Source organism: Pseudomonas auratipiscis, from assembly GCF_036324085.1.
GTDB classification, from domain to species: domain Bacteria; phylum Pseudomonadota; class Gammaproteobacteria; order Pseudomonadales; family Pseudomonadaceae; genus Aquipseudomonas; species Aquipseudomonas auratipiscis.
In genome coordinates, this window is the sequence record NZ_JAZDCU010000001.1 from 221,784 (window position 1) to 238,736 (window position 16,953).

Here is a 16,953-nt window from a genome sequence, read left to right on the forward strand (position 1 = left end):
TGTTGTCATGACCAGTCTTCATCTCCAGACATTGCCTTCGCTGCCGCTGTCACTCCCCAACTTGCCCGCTCGGCACTTGCCGCGCCCGCATCTGGTCGACCTGCTACTGGAAAAGAACCCGCGCCTGCGCCTGTTGTGCGCGCCGGCAGGCTTCGGCAAAAGCACCTTATTGTGCGAAACCCTGCGCCAAGTTCCGCATGGGCGCAGTGCCTGGATTGCGATGAATGGTCAGTGGCTTACCCTCGGAGCGTTCTGCCAGCAAATCGGCAAGGCTTTCGGGGTCAACGCAAAGTTCTACCGTGATGCGGATGCATTGCGCGCCTGGTTCAGCCAGTGCGAGGAAACGCTGCGCCTGGTGCTCGACGACTATCCAAGCCAGGGCCCGGACCCGATCGGTCACTGGCTCGACCAGTTGCTTGGCTTGCCAGGCTGCACCTTGCAGGTGTTTGTCAGTTGTCGTCAGCGCCCGCAATTGAATCTGTCACGGTTGTTGCTCGAGGATGAGTTGCTGGAACTGGACAGCCGCCAACTGGGGTTCAGCCACGACGAGTTCGACCGCTTGATGGGCCTGTTGGCGCCTAATCGTTGTGCCAACGACAACGCGGTGCTCTGGCAGCAATCGCTGGGCTGGTGCGCCGCCACGCGGCTGTTGTGTGAGGCGTCGCAGCAACAAGGTACAGTCTGGTTGCGCGAGTACCTGCAGCATGAAGTACTGTCGCGCCTGACCGAGCGGCAAGTGTCGATACTCTGTGCCCTGGCTCATCTGCCCAAGTTCAACGCTGCGCTGTACGCGCACCTGTGGGACGATGAAAGCGGTACCGCGGCCTTTGAACTGATGCTGCGTACCAACGCCTATTTTCATATGCTGGATGCGGCCGGTCAGTGGTACTGCCTGTTGCCCGCTATCGCCAATGCCCTGCGCGATCAGCTCCAGGGCGCTGCGCTCAATCAACTGCGGCTGCGCGCCTGTCATTGGCTGAGCAGCGCAGGGTGCATTGACGACGCCATAGAATTGGCCCTGTGTGCAGGCCAGCCCGATCTTGCCGCCAATCTGATGGATCGACTGGGCTTCGATTGGCTATTCGCCCGCCAGCACCTGCGTAAATGGCTGGGTTGGTACGACAGGATGCCGCCGTCGTTGCTGCTCGGCTCACCGCGCCTGGTTTTCCAGAGCGCCCGGGCTTTGCTGTTGAGCTGGCGCCTGGATGAAGCACACAGCTGCATCGCTCGTCTGGAGCGCTTCTTGCCGCATCCCGATCCTGTTCAGAACCAGCGCCTGATTGCCAATTGGCAGGCACTGCACGGCAGCCTCGAAGGCTTGCGCGGTCATGCGCAGACGGCCCGTGAACATTGTCGGCAGGCGCTGGCGCACCTGGGCAGTCACGACTGGCGATCGGCGATTCTGTGTTACTCGACCCTTGGCCGGGTAGAAATGGCGACCGGCAACAGTCAGGACGGCCGCCAGTTGCTCCAGGACGCGGTAGAAATTGCACGCCGCCATGGCTGTCTGGCCAACGAAGTACTGATCAACACCGACCGTATCCGCCAGGCGATCCTCGCGGATGAACTGGCCCAGGCCGAAATTCTCCTCCATCAGAGCCTGGAACTGACCCGCGCCGATACCCGGCCAAGCCTGTTGTTGGGGCGCCTGCAGCTGCTGCAAGGCGAACTGCACCTGTTGCGCGGCAATACCAGTGACGCCGACAAGGCGCTTCAGTTGGGTATGAGCCTGGCCCGCGAAAGTGCTGACCCGTTCAAGCTGCACGGCTATATAGGCTTGGGTGAAATTGCTGCCAGACGCGGTGACTTTGATCAGGCAAGCCGGGCAATGCATGACGCCGAACGGCACATGCACTGCCAGAAAGCCCAGGCCAGCTGCTATCAGATGCTGCTGGACTACCAGCGCCTGCGTGTGCTGGTACATAAGGGCGATTGGCAGGCGGTTGTGCCGCTTGCCCTGGCGATGCAAGCACAGCTGAATCCGGAATCCGGGCGTATCGCACCCCTGCACACACCCTCGTTGCCACTGCGTATCCAGCGGGTGCTTGCGGTTGCTGAGTGCGAGCTTGGCCAGGCAGACCAAGCACGCCAGCGTCTAGTGGCAATGATCGAGCAATGCGAGCGGTTCAAGTTCAATGCGCTGGCCAAAGAGGCGCGCTCACAGCTTGCATCGCTCCAAGCCCACGACCAAGGCAATGCGCCATTGGCCGATCCACCGGTCGCCAAGCCCTCACGTTTTGAATTGTCCAGCCGCGAACTGGCGGTGCTGAACCTGTTGGCCAGCGGCCTTACCAATCAGGAAATCGGCGATAGCCTGTTCATCTCCCTCAATACCGTCAAGGCCCACACCAAGAACATCAACGCCAAGCTTGGGGTCAAGCGCCGTGCGCTGGCGGTGATGCGCGCCCAGGAAATGGGCCTGCTGGAGCGGGGCGACGCGCCGGTGAACGACCGTGCGCATCGCCTGACCCAGGGGTGATCAGTCGAGCAGACCTTTGGCGCGGGCAATGGCCACAGCCTCGGTGCGCCCTTGCGCCCCGAGCTTGGCGTTGATGTTGCGCAAGTGTGATTTTACCGTGAACTCGGAAAGGAACATCTTCTGCGCAATCGCCCGGTTACGCAGCCCGGCCGCCAGTTGCTGGATCACCTGTATTTCGCGGGTCGTCAGCGATTCGCGTGTGTCGCTGTCGCCCGACGAGGTTGAAGAGGAATCGCCCAGGTTGCCTGCGCGTTGCAACAAGGTGGTTAGAAAACGCGTCTCGATGCCCAGGCTGCTGGCCCGTGCCTGGTACGACACAGCCCAGCGCTGAAGCAGGTCGGCCAGCCGATGCCCCTCATCAAGGAAGGTGCGCAGGAAGCCTTCGTGGCTGGCGAAGCGCAGCGCTTTGGTCAGTTGGGCAAAGCCTTCTTCCGGCTGCCCGGCGCCGTCCAATGCCATGGCCAGCAGCAGGCGCAATTTCAGCTTGCGGCGATACTGCTGACGGTGGTTGGCTTGAACAATGACATCCTGCAGTTGCCCAACAGCATCCATACAGCCGCCCTGGGCAATTTGCAGGCGCAGGCGGGCGATGGATGGAATATCGACATCGCTGCCGTGGAAGATCAGCCCCGGACGCTCCCAACTACTGATCAGGTTAGCCGAGCGCAGCGCCTGGGCGGCCACGTCCAGGCGGTTCTCCAGGGTGGCGACGCGGGCGCGCTCCAGCCAGCTGGAACACACCACGCGGTCGGAGCCGGATTGACGACCGATCTGTTCCAGTTCGGCAAGGTAGCGCAGCCAGGTGTCGCGTTCGCCTTTCAAGTAGGCGATTCTCGCCAATAGCACATGACTGGAAATCAGCGAGTCCGGCGGGCTACCGTCCTTGGCGTGAGGCAAGGCCTCGGCAAGGTTGTGTTCGGCCTCTTCCAAGGCATCGGACTCGTACAACGCTAGCGACAAGGTGATATTCAGTGAGGTTTTGCCACCGAATGCACTGCTGCGGTTGTCCACCCACTGACGCTGGGCCGCAGCCTGTAGTCGCGCCAGGGCATTGCCCAGGCGACCTTGAGTCAGATCCAGAACGCCTTCGATACAATCGGTGACCGTGGTCAGGTAGGTAACGCGGTCCGGCGAGCTGCGTTTGAAGGCCCGGGAAAACAGGCGGCGAGCCTCTTCATGGCGCCCGGTAACCAGCATGCTGAATGCCAGCGAGTTGGTCACCACGCCGTACTGGAACACTTCATCGAGGGGTATCTGGTCAATGTGCTCAAGACCGGCGACATAGCATGCGTCCACCTGATCGGTAATGGCCAGGACCATGCAGCGAATGGTCCTGGCCTCGAGCTTGAACAGCTTGCGCGTGTCTTCGTCGGCGCGGGCCTCAAGCTGTTCGACAATTTTCAATGCATCGCGGTAGCGGCGGTGCAATGCCAGGGCCCAGGCATAGGCCACGTTGAGGTTGGGGTGCAGTTCCAGGTAAGTCGCCGGAATCCGATCAAGCCAACTGAGCAGCAGGCGTGAGCGTGCTTCGGCCATCAATTGTCCGGCATAGATCGCCAGGCGGCTGGCCGCTTCAGCGGTAGCCCCGGCCTGCAACAAGTGCTCGATGCCCGGAATCGGTCGCTCAGCCTCGAAATACCACTGCGCAGCGGCGTGGTGAAGGGTGACCGCATGTCCGGGGAATTGGCGGTTCAGCGCATCCTTCAGGTAGCTGGCGAACAGACTGTGGTAGCGAAAGCACTGATGATCGTTGTCCAGCGGGAAAATGAACAGATTGCTGCGCTCAAGATGCTCGATCATTGCCTGGCTGTCGTTGCGTCCGCTGACGGCATCGCACAAGGGCGCGTTGAGCTGGTCGAGAATGCTGGTTTGCATCAGAAACAAGCGGCAGTCTTCGCTTTGCCTGGCGAGAATGTCTTCGGCCAGGTACTGCGCCAGCTCCAGGTTGGAACCGGAGAAAGACGCGACGAAAGCGGCAGGGTCGGTACGTCCTTGCAGCGACAGGCTGGCGAGGTAAATGGCGGTAATCCAACCTTCGGTGCAGCGAAACAGCGTAGCTATATCATTGTCGCGCAGCGTCAGTTGGCGCTTCTCGCGGATAAAGCGCGTAGCCTCTTCCAGGGAAAAACGCAGCGCGGCGGGGTTGATCTCTACCAACTGACCGCGGGCGCGGATGCGCCCCAGGCCGATGTCGGGTGTGGTTCTAGAGGCGATCACCAGCACCCCGCAGGGGGGCAGGGCGTCCATCAGGCGTTGAATGAAGTCCAGTACCGAAGGGTTTTCAATCGCTTCGAATTCGTCGAGCACGATTGAAAACGGTTGCACAAAGCTGCTGATCCGCTCCAGCAACTCCTGCAACTGCTCGGCGGCGCTGAAACAGGCGGGCTGGGCGTTACCCTCGAGTGCATCGCCTGCGCTCAGTTCGCGAATGCCACAGAGCAAATGATTGATCAGGCGTTGAATGTCGTTATCGGCTTTGTCCAGGTTCAGCCATTGCACGCTGCGCCCGGCAGCCAGGCAGCGTTCGCGGTACTGCAGGAGCAGAGTGGTCTTGCCGAAGCCGGCAGCGGCACGCACCAGTATTAACCGTGCGCTGGCGATACTGTCCATGGTGTCCAGCAAGTGGGCACGAACAAGATGGCTCGGCGCGGCAATCGGAGCTGAAAGCTTGGCTTGCAGCACCTTGGCGGGCGTTATGTGGCCAAGGTCCGTGGCGGCTGAGTCGTGGTGCTCCAGAACATCGGGCATAGAGGGTCTCCAGCAAGCGGGCTAGAGGGGGGGCGCCCATAGACGCCGCCATGGTTCCGCTTTTATTGTTATTTGAGGTTTGTATCTTGCCACGTCAAATGTGGCAGGTATGCCGTTCTTTCGAACTAGTTCACGTCTCCAGATGGCATAAAGCCCACCCTTACCCGGCTTATCAATCAACCGCTGAGCCAAAGGGACTAGTCACCGTTTCACCTGTTCGAACGATTGTGCTCGTTGGTCGCCGGCTTAGGCTGGGCGCTGTATGTACCAATGGCTTGCCGTTCACGGCAATGCGACTTTCGAACAATAACAAGGGTGACGGTATGGAACAGGCTTACGATTTCATCGTGGTCGGGGGAGGGTCGGCGGGTTGCGCGGTAGCCGGACGGCTGGCTGATGCCAAGTGTGGCGAGGTGGCCCTGCTGGAAGCGGGCGGCCACGATCATCGTCCATTGGTGACGACGCCGGTCGGCATCGCGCTGGTGATCCCGCGAGCCGGTGAATTCAACTATGCCTATAACAGCTTGCCGCAGCCGACCATGGCCGGCCGCGCAGGCTACCAGCCGCGGGGGCGGGGCCTGGGCGGCAGTTCCTCGATCAACGGCATGGTGTATATCCGCGGCCGCGCCTCCGATTACGATCACTGGGAAAGCATGGGCGCTGAAGGTTGGGGCTGGAAGGACGTGTTGCCGTACTTCAAGCGCTCCGAGTGCAACGAGCGGGTAGCCGGTCGCGACGACGATCCGCTGCACGGCGGCACGGGCCCGCTGCATGTGACCGATCCACGCTCACCCTGCGCCATGGCTCGGCATTTTCTGCAAGCGGCAAGCAGCGCCGGGCATGCCTATAACCACGACTTCAATGGCCCTGTCCAGGAAGGCGTCGGCTACTTCCAGGTCACCCAGCGCAACGGCGAGCGCTGGAACGCGGCGCGTGCCTATCTGCACCAGGGCAGGACCGGCGATGGTCAACTCAACGGCGGCCGCGCCAATCTTCACGTGCAGGTAAACACGCAAGTGCTGCGGGTGCTGTTCGAAGGGGTGCGGGCGGTGGGTGTGGTGGTGCTCAAGGACGGTCGCGAGCAGGTCCTGCGTGCCCGCAAGGAAGTCATTCTCAGTGCTGGCAGCCTGATCTCGCCGCAACTGTTGATGGTCTCAGGTGTAGGGCCGGCGGAGCATTTGCGCGAGAAAGGTATCGAAGTGCTGGTCGATGCGCCGCAGGTTGGCAAGAACCTGCAAGAACATGTCGATGTGATCCTGCACAAGCGTCTGTTTCGCACCGAGATGTTCGGGGTGTCGGTGCGCGGCGCTTTCCGCTATCTCTGGGAACTGGTCAAGTACCGAGGCCGTCGCGAAGGGGTCTTCACCCGTAGCTTTACCGAGGCGGGTGGCTTCCTGAAAACCGACCCCACGCTGGCCGAACCGGATGTGCAGCTGCATTTTGTGATGTCTGCCGGTGACAACCATGGACGCAAGTTCCGCTACGGCCACGGCTACTCGTGCCATGTTTGCGTTCTGCATCCGCATAGCCGTGGCGAGGTGCGCCTGGCGTCCGCTGACATGCGTGACGCGCCGGTGATCGAGCTCAATATGCTCGCCGATGATCGCGACATGGAGGTGATGCTCAAGGGCGTGCATCAGGTCCAGGCCATTCTCGAACAGCCCGCGCTGGCGCGCTTTGGTGGCAAGGCCTTGCACTTTGCCGGGCTCAAGTTCGACGGCAGCGATGACAAACAGATCAAGCAGGTCATCCGCGAGCGCGCCGATGGCGTGTATCACCCGGTAGGGACCTGCCGAATGGGCAGCGATGTGGCCTCGGTGGTCGATCCGCAACTGCGCGTGCGTGGGGTGCAGGGCCTGCGCGTTGTCGATGCTTCGGTGATGCCGCGGGTGGTCGCCGGCAACACCAATGCCCCGTGCATGATGATCGGCGAGAAGGCTGCGGACCTGATCATTGCCGACTGTCGCGCGCCGGTGGTCGCAGGCGACACGTCCCAACCGGCACTCGCCTAGCCATGCAGCAGATGCCGCAAACCGTCCAGGCTTGCGGCGTCTGCGTGCCTGGGGGATGCCCCTAGTTCATTCGAACCAGGAGAAAACCATCGTCAGGTTCATCCCTTTGATCGACGCTGAGCGGTCGCACTCTCCTTAGTATCAAACCAACAAGAACAACAGCATCAGGAGCTTGACCATGTACCTGACCCAAGGCTTGCAGCGCATGCTGCAACAGGAGCCGAACCACCTTGCCACGATCTACCGTGGCCGCCGCCAGACCTATCGCGAGCTCGGCCAGCGGGTCAGCCGGCTGGGCGGCGCGTTGCGTTCGCTGGGGATGAACAGCGGTGATCGGGTGGGCATGCTTGCGCTCAACTCCGACCGCTACCTGGAGTACATGCTGGCCACCTGGTGGGGTGGCGGAGTGCTCAATCCGGTCAACATTCGCTGGAGCGTCCCGGAGATCGTGTTCTCCCTGGACGACTGTGATACCGGCATCCTGATTGTCGACGATCACTTCTTGCCAATGGTCGAGCAGATCCGCGCCACTGCCCGCCGTGCGCCAATCGTCATCCATGCTGGCGACGGCCTGGCACCGGAAGGCATGTATGCCTACGAGCAGTTGATCGCTGAAACCGCGCCGATTGCCGATGCCGGGCGCGGCGGCGACGATCTGGCCTCAATCATGTACACCGGCGGCACCACCGGCTTGCCCAAGGGTGTCATGCAATCGCACATGAACCTGTGGTCTTCGGCTATTGCCCGTGCCGCGCAGTTTCCAGCCCTGGACAATTGCCGCGGCCTGCACGCTGCACCGCTGTTTCATACCGCAGCAATGGCCCGTGCCGTGGGCATGTTCGTGGTCGGCGGCACCCATGTGCTGATTCCTGCTTTCGACGCCCTCGAAATACTGCAGACCATCGAGCGCGAGCAGGTCAACGAGATGCTCCTGGTGCCGACCATGCTGCAGGCCGTGGTCATGCATCCTGACTTCGCCAACTACGACCTGAGTTCGTTTAAACGCCTGGCGTATGGCGCATCGCCCATTTCGCCAACGCTGCTGGAAAAGGCCATGGCAGCGCTGCCGGGTATCGAATTCATGCACGCCTACGGGTTGACCGAGGCCGCGCCGGTAGTGTCGGTAAGTCCGCACTCCAGTCATGGTCCTGAAGGCATCGCCAGTGGTCGCGTGCGCAGCGTTGGCCGCGGTGGCTACGGTGGCATGGTGCGGGTCGTCGATGAGAATGGCGATGAAGTGCCGCGTGGCACCGTGGGTGAAATCGTTGCCTGCGGCCCGAACATCATGCAGGGCTACTGGAACCGTCCGGAAGAAACCGCCAAGGCCCTGAAAAACGGCTGGCTGCACACCGGTGACGGCGCCTACATGGACGAGGACGGTTATTTGTTCATCGTCGACCGCCTCAAGGACATGATCGTCACCGGTGGCGAAAACGTGTTCTCCGCCGAAGTCGAAAACGTCATCGCCCGCCATCCCGACGTCGCCATGTGCGCGGTGATCGGCATTCCGCACGAGCGTTGGGGCGAAGCGGTGCACGCGGTGGTGGTGCGCACCCCCGGCAGCGAACTGACAGAAGCACAACTGCGTGAACACTGCGCCAGCCACATCGCCGGCTTCAAGTGTCCGAAATCGGTGGATTTCACTGCCGCTTTGCCGCTGTCGGCCGCCGGCAAGATTCTCAAGCGCGACCTGCGCGAACCCTACTGGAAAGACCAGGCCCGAGCGGTCAACTGATCCCGGCCAACCTTTGACCCTGATGGAGTAAAACATGAGCAATAAAGTTGTGGTTGCCGGCGTCGGCATGATCCCGTTCACCAAGCCGGGCCAAAGCGACACGTATCCGGTCATGGGGGCCAATGCGGCAAAGAAGGCACTGGCCGATGCCGGTATCGACTACGCCCTGGTGCAACAAGCCTATGTCGGTTACGTGTTCGGTGATTCGACCTCGGGCCAGGCGGCCATCTATGGCGTTGGGCTGACGGGTATTCCGGTCATCAACGTCAACAACAACTGCGCCACCGGCTCTACAGCCCTGTTCCTGGCACGCCAGGCGATAGAAAGCGGCGCGGTCGAGTGTGCTATCGCCCTGGGCTTCGAGCAGATGGTGCCGGGCGCGCTGAAAGGAGCCTGGACCGATCGTCCAGGTCCGATGGAACGTTTCGCCAATGTCATGACTGAGATCCAGGGTTTTGAACCCGAGGCGCCGCGTGCCGCACAGTTCTTCGGTGGCGCCGGGCGTGCCTACATGCGTGAGTACGGCATCAGCGCGGAAATATTCGGGCGCATCTCGGTGAAGGCGCGTAACCACGCCGCCAACAACCCATTTGCGGTGTTCCGCAATCCGGTGAGCCTGGAAGAAATCATGGCCTCGCCGACGGTGTTCGAGCCGATGACGCGCCTACAGTGCTGTCCACCGACCTGTGGCGCTGCGGCCGCGATCCTCTGCTCTGAAGCCTTCGCCAGAAAGCACGGCCTGGACACCCGCGTGGTGATTGCCGCACAGGCCATGAGCACCGATCGCAACAGCAGCTTCGATGAAGCCGACATGCGCAAGGTTGTGGGTTACGACATGACCCGCAGCGCCGCGCTGAGCGTATACGAGCAGGCGGGCGTGGCACCGACCGACATCAACGTCGTCGAGTTGCATGACTGCTTCACCGCCAACGAGCTGATCACCTACGAAGGCCTGGGCCTGACCCCGGAAGGCACCGCCGAGAAGTTCATTCTCGAGGGTGACAACACCTACGGCGGGCGCGTGGTCACCAACCCGTCCGGTGGCCTGCTCTCCAAAGGTCACCCGCTGGGCGCCACCGGCCTTGCGCAATGCGCCGAGCTCACCTGGCAACTGCGCGGCGCCGCCGAAGCGCGTCAGGTAGAGGGTGCGCGTCTGGCCCTGCAACACAACCTGGGCCTCGGTGGCGCCTGCGTCGTCACCCTCTACCAGCGTCAGTGACCCGCGCCCCGAACCGGAGATATCTGCATGATCGATAAAAGCCATATCGGCGCCGTGGTCTCGAGCCACAGCGTAAACGTTGAAGCCGGTCGCCTGCGCTTCTTCGCCAAGGCCACCGGACAGCGCGATGCGCGTTACACCGACCCGGCCGCGGCGCAAGACGCCGGTTACCCGAACCTGCCGGTACCGCCGACGTTCCTGTTCTGCCTGGACATGGAGGCGCCGAACCCGCGCGCCACCATGGACCTGCTGAACATCGACATCGGCAAAGTGCTGCACGGCGAACAGAGCTTCAAGTACCACCAGATGGCATATGCCGGTGATTGCCTGCATTTCGAGTCGCGGATCGTCGACATCTACGACAAGAAGGGCGGCGCCCTGGAATTTGTCGTGCGTGAAACCCGCGTAACCCGCCAGAGCGGTGAACTGGTCGCAGAACTGCGTAACAGCCTGGTGGTGCGCAATGGATAAGGAGCAACTGATGCAGCCAGTCAAATTTGTCGACGTGCAGGCAGGTAGCCAGTTGCCGTCGTTCACCAGCGAGCCGATCAGCCGCCTGGCCCTGGCCCTGTATTGCGGCGCGTCGGGTGACCACAACCCGATTCACGTTGACCTCGACTTTGCCCGCAAGGCCGGCATGCCCGATGTGTTTGCCCACGGCATGTTGTCGATGGCTTACCTCGGACGGCTGTTGACCGCCTGGGTGCCGCAGCAATCGATTCAACAGTTTTCGGTGCGTTTTGTCGCCATTACCCAACTGGGTGATGCCGTGACCTGCTCGGGCACCGTCGTGGAGAAGGACGAGGCCACGGGCACGGTCCGCCTTGAAGTCACCACCCGCAACCAGGCAGGCGAAATCAAATTGTCCGGCGAAGCCATCGTGGCCCTGGGCGCTTGAACAACAAGGAGAAAAACATGAGCAACAAACTTCAAGACCAAGTGGCAATCGTATCGGGTTCTGGCCGTGGTATCGGTCGCGAGATCGCCCTGAAGCTGGCGGCGGACGGTGCCGCCATCGTCGTCAACGACCTTGACGCGGCACCTGCCGAAGAAGTGGTGGCAGAAATCATCGCCGCCGGTGGCAAGGCAGTGGCCTGCGTTGGCAGCGTGACCGACAAGGACTTTGGCGACCGCTTCGTCAAAACTGCACTGCAATCCTTCGGCCGCCTGGACATCATCGTCAACAATGCCGGTTACACCTGGGACAACGTCATCCAGAAAATGACCGATGAACAGTGGGACGCGATCATGGATGTGCACGTCAGCGCACCGTTTCGCATCCTGCGTGCTGCCAGTGACTATTTCCGTGAAAGCGCCAAGCAGGAAGCCGAAGCGGGCCAGGAAGTGTTCCGCAAAGTGGTCAACATTTCCTCGGTGTCGGGTGTGATGGGCAACGCTGGCCAGGCCAATTATTCCGCGGCCAAATCTGCCATTAACGGCCTGACCAAGGCCCTGGCCAAGGAATGGGGCCGCTACAAGGTTTGCGTCAACAGCGTCGCCTTCGGCCTGATCAAGACCCGCCTGACCGAAGCCACCGCGGGTGAAAACAACACCTCCACCCTGGATATCGATGGCAAGCAGATCAAGGTCGGGGTCAACCCGCAACTGATGAAGAACATCGAGTCGATGATTCCGATGGGCCGTGCCGGTACGCCGCAGGAAGCCGCGGGCTCGGTGTACCTGTTCTGCATTCCGGAATCCAACTATGTGTCTGGCCAGGTACTGGTCGTGGGCGGCGGGCGTCCATAAGTGACCTGCGAGCTGCCATGCATCGGCGTGGTAGCTCACTCCCTTCCTGTTGCTTGACCGTCTTGCCGAGGAGCTTTCATGAGTGCCCAAACCTCTCCCTGGATCACTGATGACCTGGTGATCTTCCAGGATTCGATCCGTCGATTTATAGCCAATGAGCTGACCCCGCACGAAGAGCGCTGGGCCAAGCAGCAGCACGTCGATCGTGAAATCTGGCTCAAGGCCGGTGAGTTCGGCATGCTGTTGCCGAGCATCCCGGAGGAATATGGTGGCGGCGGTGGCACCTTCGCCCATGACGCTATTGTCACCCTGGAACAAAGCCGTGCAATCAGCACCAGCCTTGGCACCAACGTACACAGCGGTATTGTCGCGCACTACCTGCTGCGCTATGCCAGCGAAGAGCAAAAGCTCAACTGGCTGCCGAAAATGGCCCGCGGCGAAATGGTTGCAGCCATCGCCATGTCCGAGCCGGGTGCAGGCTCCGACCTCAAGAGCATCAAATGCCGCGCCGTGCGTGATGGCGACAGCTATGTCATCAACGGCTCCAAGACGTTTATCACCAACGGCTACCACGCCGACCTGATTCTGGTGGTGACCAAGACCGACCCAGAAAAAGGCGCCAAGGGTGTTTCGATCATCGTCGTCGAAACCAAGGATCTAAAGGGCTTTCGCCGTGGCCGGATCCTGGAAAAAATTGGCCAGAAAGGCCAGGACACCACCGAGCTGTTCTTCGATGACGTCCGCGTGCCGTGCTCCAACCTGCTGGGAACGGAGGAGGGCAAGGGCTTTATCCAGCTCATGCAGCAACTGCCGCAGGAGCGCATGATCATCGCCCTGGGCGCGATCAGCACCATGGAGCGCGCCGTTGAAGAAACCTCTGAATACGTGCGCCAGCGCAAAGTTTTCGGTCAATCGCTGCTGGACCTGCAGAACACCCGTTTCAAGCTGGCCGAGTGCAAGACCATCGCCACCGTGGCGCGCAGCTTTGTCGACGACTGCATGGCCAAGGTGCTCAAGGGCGAGCTCGACCCTGAAACCGCTGCCATGGCCAAGTGGTGGTGCACCCAGCAGAACTGCAACGTGATCGATGAGTGCCTGCAACTGCACGGTGGCTACGGCTATATGACCGAGTACCCGATCGCGCGCCTGTACGTCAACGCACGCGTTGGCAAGATCTTTGGCGGTTCCAACGAAATCATGAAAGAGCTGGTCGCTCGCACCTTGTAGGTGCGAGCGTGGCGAGGGTACAGGTATGAGCACAACCATTGAAGTGGGCGTTGACCGCGGTTTGGCAACGCTGGTGTTGACCCGCCCCGAGCGCAAGAACGCGCTGACGGCGCAGATGTTCGCCGAGATGCTCGAAGCGCTTGCGAGTTTGCGCCGCGACAGCACGGTCAAGGCATTGCTGTTGACCGGTGCCGGAGGTGATTTCTGCTCTGGCGGCGACCTGGGCAGCATGCAAGGCGCGGTCGAGGCGGACGCGGTGCGCACGCGTATGGTCGAAAACAATCGTTTGCTCAGTGCCCTGGCCGACTTTGACCGCCCGGTTATTGCCGCCGTCGATGGCGTCGCCTTCGGCGCCGGTTTCAGCCTGGTACTGGCGGCAGATTTTGTCATCGCTTCGCAGCGGGCGCGGTTCTGCATGGCGTTTGCCCGCGTCGGGTTGGCGCCGGACCTTGGCGCTTCCTATTTTCTGCCGCGCATCGTCGGGCTGCAGAAAGCCAAGCAACTGATCTACTCGGCGGCCGAAATCAACGCCGAGCAGGCCTTGGCGCTGGGTATCGCCCTGGAAGTACAGCCTGCCGAGCTATTGCTCAGCCGCGCCGAAGAGCTGGCGCGGGGCATGGCGAACATGTCGGGCTGCGCCTTTGGCATGACCAAACGCCTGCTGGCCCGTTCGTTCGAAACCGATCTGGCGACCCAACTGGACGCTGAAGCCAGCAGCCAGGCGGTGGCCATGAGTTCCAGTTACTTGCAGCAAGCCACGGCGCGCTTTGCCAGCAAGCAGCCGCCGCTGTACCAGTGGCCGCTGGCACGGCCCAGCAGCAAATAAACGACTGTCATCACCACAGGAGGTGTGCCATGAGCAGCATTGATAACACGAGTCCGCTTGCCATTCGTTCGATCCTCGACAAACAGCGCGCCAGCCTGCTGGAGCGCGACCCCCTGAGCGCTGCCCAGCGCATCGAGCTGATCGACCGCGCCATCGGCCTGCTGGTGGACTATCAGGACGACATCGTCGAGGCAGTGTGTGCCGATTTTGGCCAGCGCAGCAAAGACTTCAGCCGCGTTACCGAAGTGCTTTCGCCGCTGATGACCCTCAAGCAGACCAAGGCCCAGCTCAGCGAGTGGATGAAGCCCGAATCTCGCCCCACCGAGCGTGGCGAGGCGTGGGTGCAGTACCAGCCGCTGGGCGTGATCGGCATCCTCAGCCCGTGGAACTTCCCGGTCAACCTGGCCTTTGGCGGCCTGGCTGGCGCCTTGGCGGCGGGCAACCGGGTGATGATCAAACCGTCTGAGTTCACCCCACAGACCTCGGCACTGATGGCACGGATGATCGCTTCGGTATTCAGTGAAAGTGAAGTGGCAGTGATTACCGGCGGGCCAGAAGTGGGTCAGGCATTCTGCGCCCAGCCATTCGACCACTTGCTGTTTACCGGCGCGACCAGCATCGGCAAGCACGTGATGCGCGCCGCAGCCGAAAACCTGGTGCCGGTCACCTTGGAACTAGGTGGAAAATCGCCGACGATCATCTCGCGTTCAGCGGACTTCGATGCCGCCGTGACCAAGATCATCACCGGCAAGCTGCATAACGCCGGGCAAATCTGCCTGGCGCCGGACTATGTGTTCGTGCCAGAGGAGTCGCTGCAGGACTTTATCGCTGCGGCAAAAAAAGTCGTGGCGACCTTTTTCCCGCGGTTGCTGGATAACCCTGACTACACCTCGCTGATCAATGCCCGGCATTTCCAGCGTTTGCAGGGCTACCTGAGCCAGGCGCAAGCGGCGGGCGTCGAGTTGATCGAGCTCAACCCGGCAAACGAAGACTTCAGCCAACAAGACCACCACAAGCTGGTACCGACCTTGCTGAACAACCCCAGCGACGATTTGCTGGTGATGCAGGATGAGATTTTCGGCCCGCTGTTGCCGATCAAACCCTACAAGACCATCGCCGAGGTGGTCGCCTACATCAACGCCCACCCCCGGCCACTGGGCCTTTACTACTTCGGCAGCGATGAAGCCGAAGAACAGCTGGTGCTCAGCCGTACCACCAGTGGTGGTGTGACCTTGAACGATGTGATCCGCCACGTCGGCGTCGAGAGCCTGCCGTTTGGCGGTGTCGGCCCCAGTGGCATGGGGGCCTACCACGGCCGTGATGGCTTTCGCACCTTCAGCCATGCCAAGGCCGTGCTGCGCGCCGCCGACGGCCCGGACCTGATGCGCCCACCTTACGTTGAACAGGTTCGCCAGATCGTGAGTTCGCTGATTACCCGCTGAGCACCTGTGGCTGACGCGCCAGCCTGGTAGCGCGCACCGAGACGAGAGACGCTTATGAAAACCCGTATTACCGAGTTACTGGGGATTCGCTACCCGATCATTCAGGGCGGCATGATGTGGGTCGGCCGCGCTGAAATGGCAGCCGCCGTGTCCAATGCCGGGGGCCTGGGAATACTGACTGCGCTGACCCAGCCTACCCCTGAGGCGCTATCGGCAGAGATCGCCCGCTGCCGACAAATGACCGACAAGCCGTTCGGGGTGAACCTGACCTTGCTGCCGTCGATCAACCCGCCGCCTTACGCGCTCTACCTGCAGGCAATTATCGACAGCGGCGTCAAGGTCTTGGAAACGGCCGGCAACAACCCGGGCGAAATCATCACCCGCGCCAAAGCGGCCGGGCTCACGGTGATCCACAAGTGCGTGGCGGTGCGCCATGCCCTGACCGTGCAGCGCCTGGGCGTCGATGCGGTGTCCATCGATGGTTTCGAGTGTGCCGGGCACCCTGGCGAAGATGATATTCCTGGTTTGGTGCTGATCCCGCTGGCGGCCCGTCAACTGAGCGTGCCGGTGATTGCTTCGGGTGGGATTGCCGATGGTGTCGGCATGGCCGCGGCACTGACCCTGGGCGCGGAAGGGGTGAACATGGGCACGCGTTTTTGCGCTACCCGTGAAGCGCCGATCCATGACCACATCAAGCAGGCGTTGGTGGCGGCCAGTGAGCGCGATACGCGTCTGATTTTCCGCACCTTGCACAATACCGCTCGGGTGTTGCGCAACCCGATTTCCGAGGAGGTGGTGAGCATCGAGAGACGTGGCAACGCGCAGTTCGAGGACATCCGCCACCTGGTGGCCGGTGCCCGTGGGCGTGCGGCGCTGGAATCCGGGCAGCACGAGGACGGGATCATCACCGCCGGCCAATGCGTTGGCTTGATCGACGATGTACCGACCTGCGCCGAGCTGATCGAGCGCATGGTTCGCGAGTGTCGCGACAGTCTGCACCGTGCCCGGAACTTGATGGGTTGAGCCTGTAGGAGGAGCGAACATGCATACCCCAGCACTTCATCCCGGTCATGCCCCCGTGCCGGGCACTGATGTACCCGAAGGCTTCGAGCCCATGCAGGGCAGCGGTTTTGTCCCTTCGATTGGGGCCATTTATGTCAATCGCCAGCGCCGCAGCATGGGCGCCCGGATTGCCCAAAGTCATTTGAATCCATTGGGCTTTGCTCATGGCGGCATGCTTGCGACCTTGATCGATACCTCGTTTGGCATGGCGATCAAGTTGACGACGCAAACCGAAGTGCCGCCGGTAACGGTCTGCCTGAACGTCGAGTACCTCAGCCCGGCATACCCCGGCTCATGGGTCGAGTCCACGGTCGAGATCCAGAAGATCGGTGCACGTCTTGCCAATGCCAGCTGTGTGCTCAAGGACGGCGAGCGCCTAATTGCCAAGGGCAACGCGATCTTCGTCGCGGCCGCAGGCGCACCGACCAGCAAACCTGACAACCAATAAATGATT

General features: G+C 61.5%; 13 protein-coding genes. 12 read left to right on the forward strand and 1 reads right to left on the reverse strand.

Annotation, left to right across the window (positions count from 1 at the left end):
- The first annotated feature begins 7 nt into the window (after positions 1 to 7).
- Entirely contained in the window at positions 8 to 2,479 is a 2,472-nt protein-coding gene (locus tag V0R60_RS00985) for a LuxR C-terminal-related transcriptional regulator (RefSeq protein WP_168198469.1), read from the forward strand.
- On the opposite strand, the gene V0R60_RS00990 is transcribed toward V0R60_RS00985, so the two are convergent.
- Positions 2,480 to 5,227, reverse strand: coding sequence for a LuxR C-terminal-related transcriptional regulator (locus V0R60_RS00990; protein ID WP_330078640.1), 2,748 nt, complete (start codon positions 5,225 to 5,227; stop codon positions 2,480 to 2,482).
- 323 nt (positions 5,228 to 5,550) lie between these two features.
- On the opposite strand from V0R60_RS00990, the gene V0R60_RS00995 reads away from it, so the two are divergent.
- From V0R60_RS00995 to V0R60_RS01045, 11 genes are all read left to right on the forward strand, one after another.
- Complete coding sequence (locus V0R60_RS00995; RefSeq protein ID WP_330078639.1) at positions 5,551 to 7,239, forward strand: GMC family oxidoreductase; 1,689 nt, start codon at positions 5,551 to 5,553, stop codon at positions 7,237 to 7,239.
- 178 nt (positions 7,240 to 7,417) lie between these two features.
- Positions 7,418 to 8,974 (forward strand): acyl-CoA synthetase, encoded by a 1,557-nt coding sequence (locus V0R60_RS01000; protein ID WP_330078638.1) that lies wholly within the window; start codon positions 7,418 to 7,420, stop codon positions 8,972 to 8,974.
- A gap of 34 nt (positions 8,975 to 9,008) precedes the next feature.
- Entirely contained in the window at positions 9,009 to 10,193 is a 1,185-nt protein-coding gene (locus V0R60_RS01005) for a lipid-transfer protein (RefSeq protein ID WP_330078637.1), read from the forward strand.
- 27 nt (positions 10,194 to 10,220) lie between these two features.
- Complete coding sequence (locus V0R60_RS01010; RefSeq protein WP_330078636.1) at positions 10,221 to 10,664, forward strand: MaoC family dehydratase N-terminal domain-containing protein; 444 nt, start codon at positions 10,221 to 10,223, stop codon at positions 10,662 to 10,664.
- A gap of 10 nt (positions 10,665 to 10,674) precedes the next feature.
- The gene (locus V0R60_RS01015; RefSeq protein ID WP_330078635.1) at positions 10,675 to 11,091 is read left to right on the forward strand and encodes a MaoC family dehydratase; all 417 of its coding nucleotides are present in this window, start codon (positions 10,675 to 10,677) and stop codon (positions 11,089 to 11,091) included.
- Positions 11,092 to 11,108: 17 nt separating this feature from the next.
- Positions 11,109 to 11,942 (forward strand): SDR family NAD(P)-dependent oxidoreductase, encoded by an 834-nt coding sequence (locus V0R60_RS01020; protein WP_136476307.1) that lies wholly within the window; start codon positions 11,109 to 11,111, stop codon positions 11,940 to 11,942.
- A 78-nt stretch (positions 11,943 to 12,020) separates the two neighbouring features.
- The gene (locus tag V0R60_RS01025) at positions 12,021 to 13,169 is read left to right on the forward strand and encodes an acyl-CoA dehydrogenase family protein (RefSeq protein WP_330078634.1); all 1,149 of its coding nucleotides are present in this window, start codon (positions 12,021 to 12,023) and stop codon (positions 13,167 to 13,169) included.
- Positions 13,170 to 13,194: 25 nt separating this feature from the next.
- Complete coding sequence (locus V0R60_RS01030) at positions 13,195 to 13,995, forward strand: enoyl-CoA hydratase/isomerase family protein (protein WP_330078633.1); 801 nt, start codon at positions 13,195 to 13,197, stop codon at positions 13,993 to 13,995.
- A gap of 29 nt (positions 13,996 to 14,024) precedes the next feature.
- Complete coding sequence (locus V0R60_RS01035; RefSeq protein WP_330078632.1) at positions 14,025 to 15,437, forward strand: coniferyl aldehyde dehydrogenase; 1,413 nt, start codon at positions 14,025 to 14,027, stop codon at positions 15,435 to 15,437.
- A gap of 54 nt (positions 15,438 to 15,491) precedes the next feature.
- Positions 15,492 to 16,460 carry an NAD(P)H-dependent flavin oxidoreductase gene (locus tag V0R60_RS01040; RefSeq protein ID WP_330078631.1) on the forward strand — a complete coding sequence of 323 codons (969 nt, stop codon included), beginning with the start codon at positions 15,492 to 15,494 and terminating at the stop codon, positions 16,458 to 16,460.
- Positions 16,461 to 16,479: 19 nt separating this feature from the next.
- Positions 16,480 to 16,947 carry a PaaI family thioesterase gene (locus V0R60_RS01045; protein WP_330078630.1) on the forward strand — a complete coding sequence of 156 codons (468 nt, stop codon included), beginning with the start codon at positions 16,480 to 16,482 and terminating at the stop codon, positions 16,945 to 16,947.
- Positions 16,948 to 16,953 lie beyond the last annotated feature (6 nt).

Coding starts and splice junctions, on each gene's coding strand:
- V0R60_RS00985 (WP_168198469.1), top strand. CDS start 8: ATGACCAGTCTTCATCTCCAGACATTGCCTTCGCTGCCGCTGTCACTC.
- V0R60_RS00990 (WP_330078640.1), bottom strand. CDS start 5,227: ATGCCCGATGTTCTGGAGCACCACGACTCAGCCGCCACGGACCTTGGC.
- V0R60_RS00995 (WP_330078639.1), top strand. CDS start 5,551: ATGGAACAGGCTTACGATTTCATCGTGGTCGGGGGAGGGTCGGCGGGT.
- V0R60_RS01000 (WP_330078638.1), top strand. CDS start 7,418: ATGTACCTGACCCAAGGCTTGCAGCGCATGCTGCAACAGGAGCCGAAC.
- V0R60_RS01005 (WP_330078637.1), top strand. CDS start 9,009: ATGAGCAATAAAGTTGTGGTTGCCGGCGTCGGCATGATCCCGTTCACC.
- V0R60_RS01010 (WP_330078636.1), top strand. CDS start 10,221: ATGATCGATAAAAGCCATATCGGCGCCGTGGTCTCGAGCCACAGCGTA.
- V0R60_RS01015 (WP_330078635.1), top strand. CDS start 10,675: ATGCAGCCAGTCAAATTTGTCGACGTGCAGGCAGGTAGCCAGTTGCCG.
- V0R60_RS01020 (WP_136476307.1), top strand. CDS start 11,109: ATGAGCAACAAACTTCAAGACCAAGTGGCAATCGTATCGGGTTCTGGC.
- V0R60_RS01025 (WP_330078634.1), top strand. CDS start 12,021: ATGAGTGCCCAAACCTCTCCCTGGATCACTGATGACCTGGTGATCTTC.
- V0R60_RS01030 (WP_330078633.1), top strand. CDS start 13,195: ATGAGCACAACCATTGAAGTGGGCGTTGACCGCGGTTTGGCAACGCTG.
- V0R60_RS01035 (WP_330078632.1), top strand. CDS start 14,025: ATGAGCAGCATTGATAACACGAGTCCGCTTGCCATTCGTTCGATCCTC.
- V0R60_RS01040 (WP_330078631.1), top strand. CDS start 15,492: ATGAAAACCCGTATTACCGAGTTACTGGGGATTCGCTACCCGATCATT.
- V0R60_RS01045 (WP_330078630.1), top strand. CDS start 16,480: ATGCATACCCCAGCACTTCATCCCGGTCATGCCCCCGTGCCGGGCACT.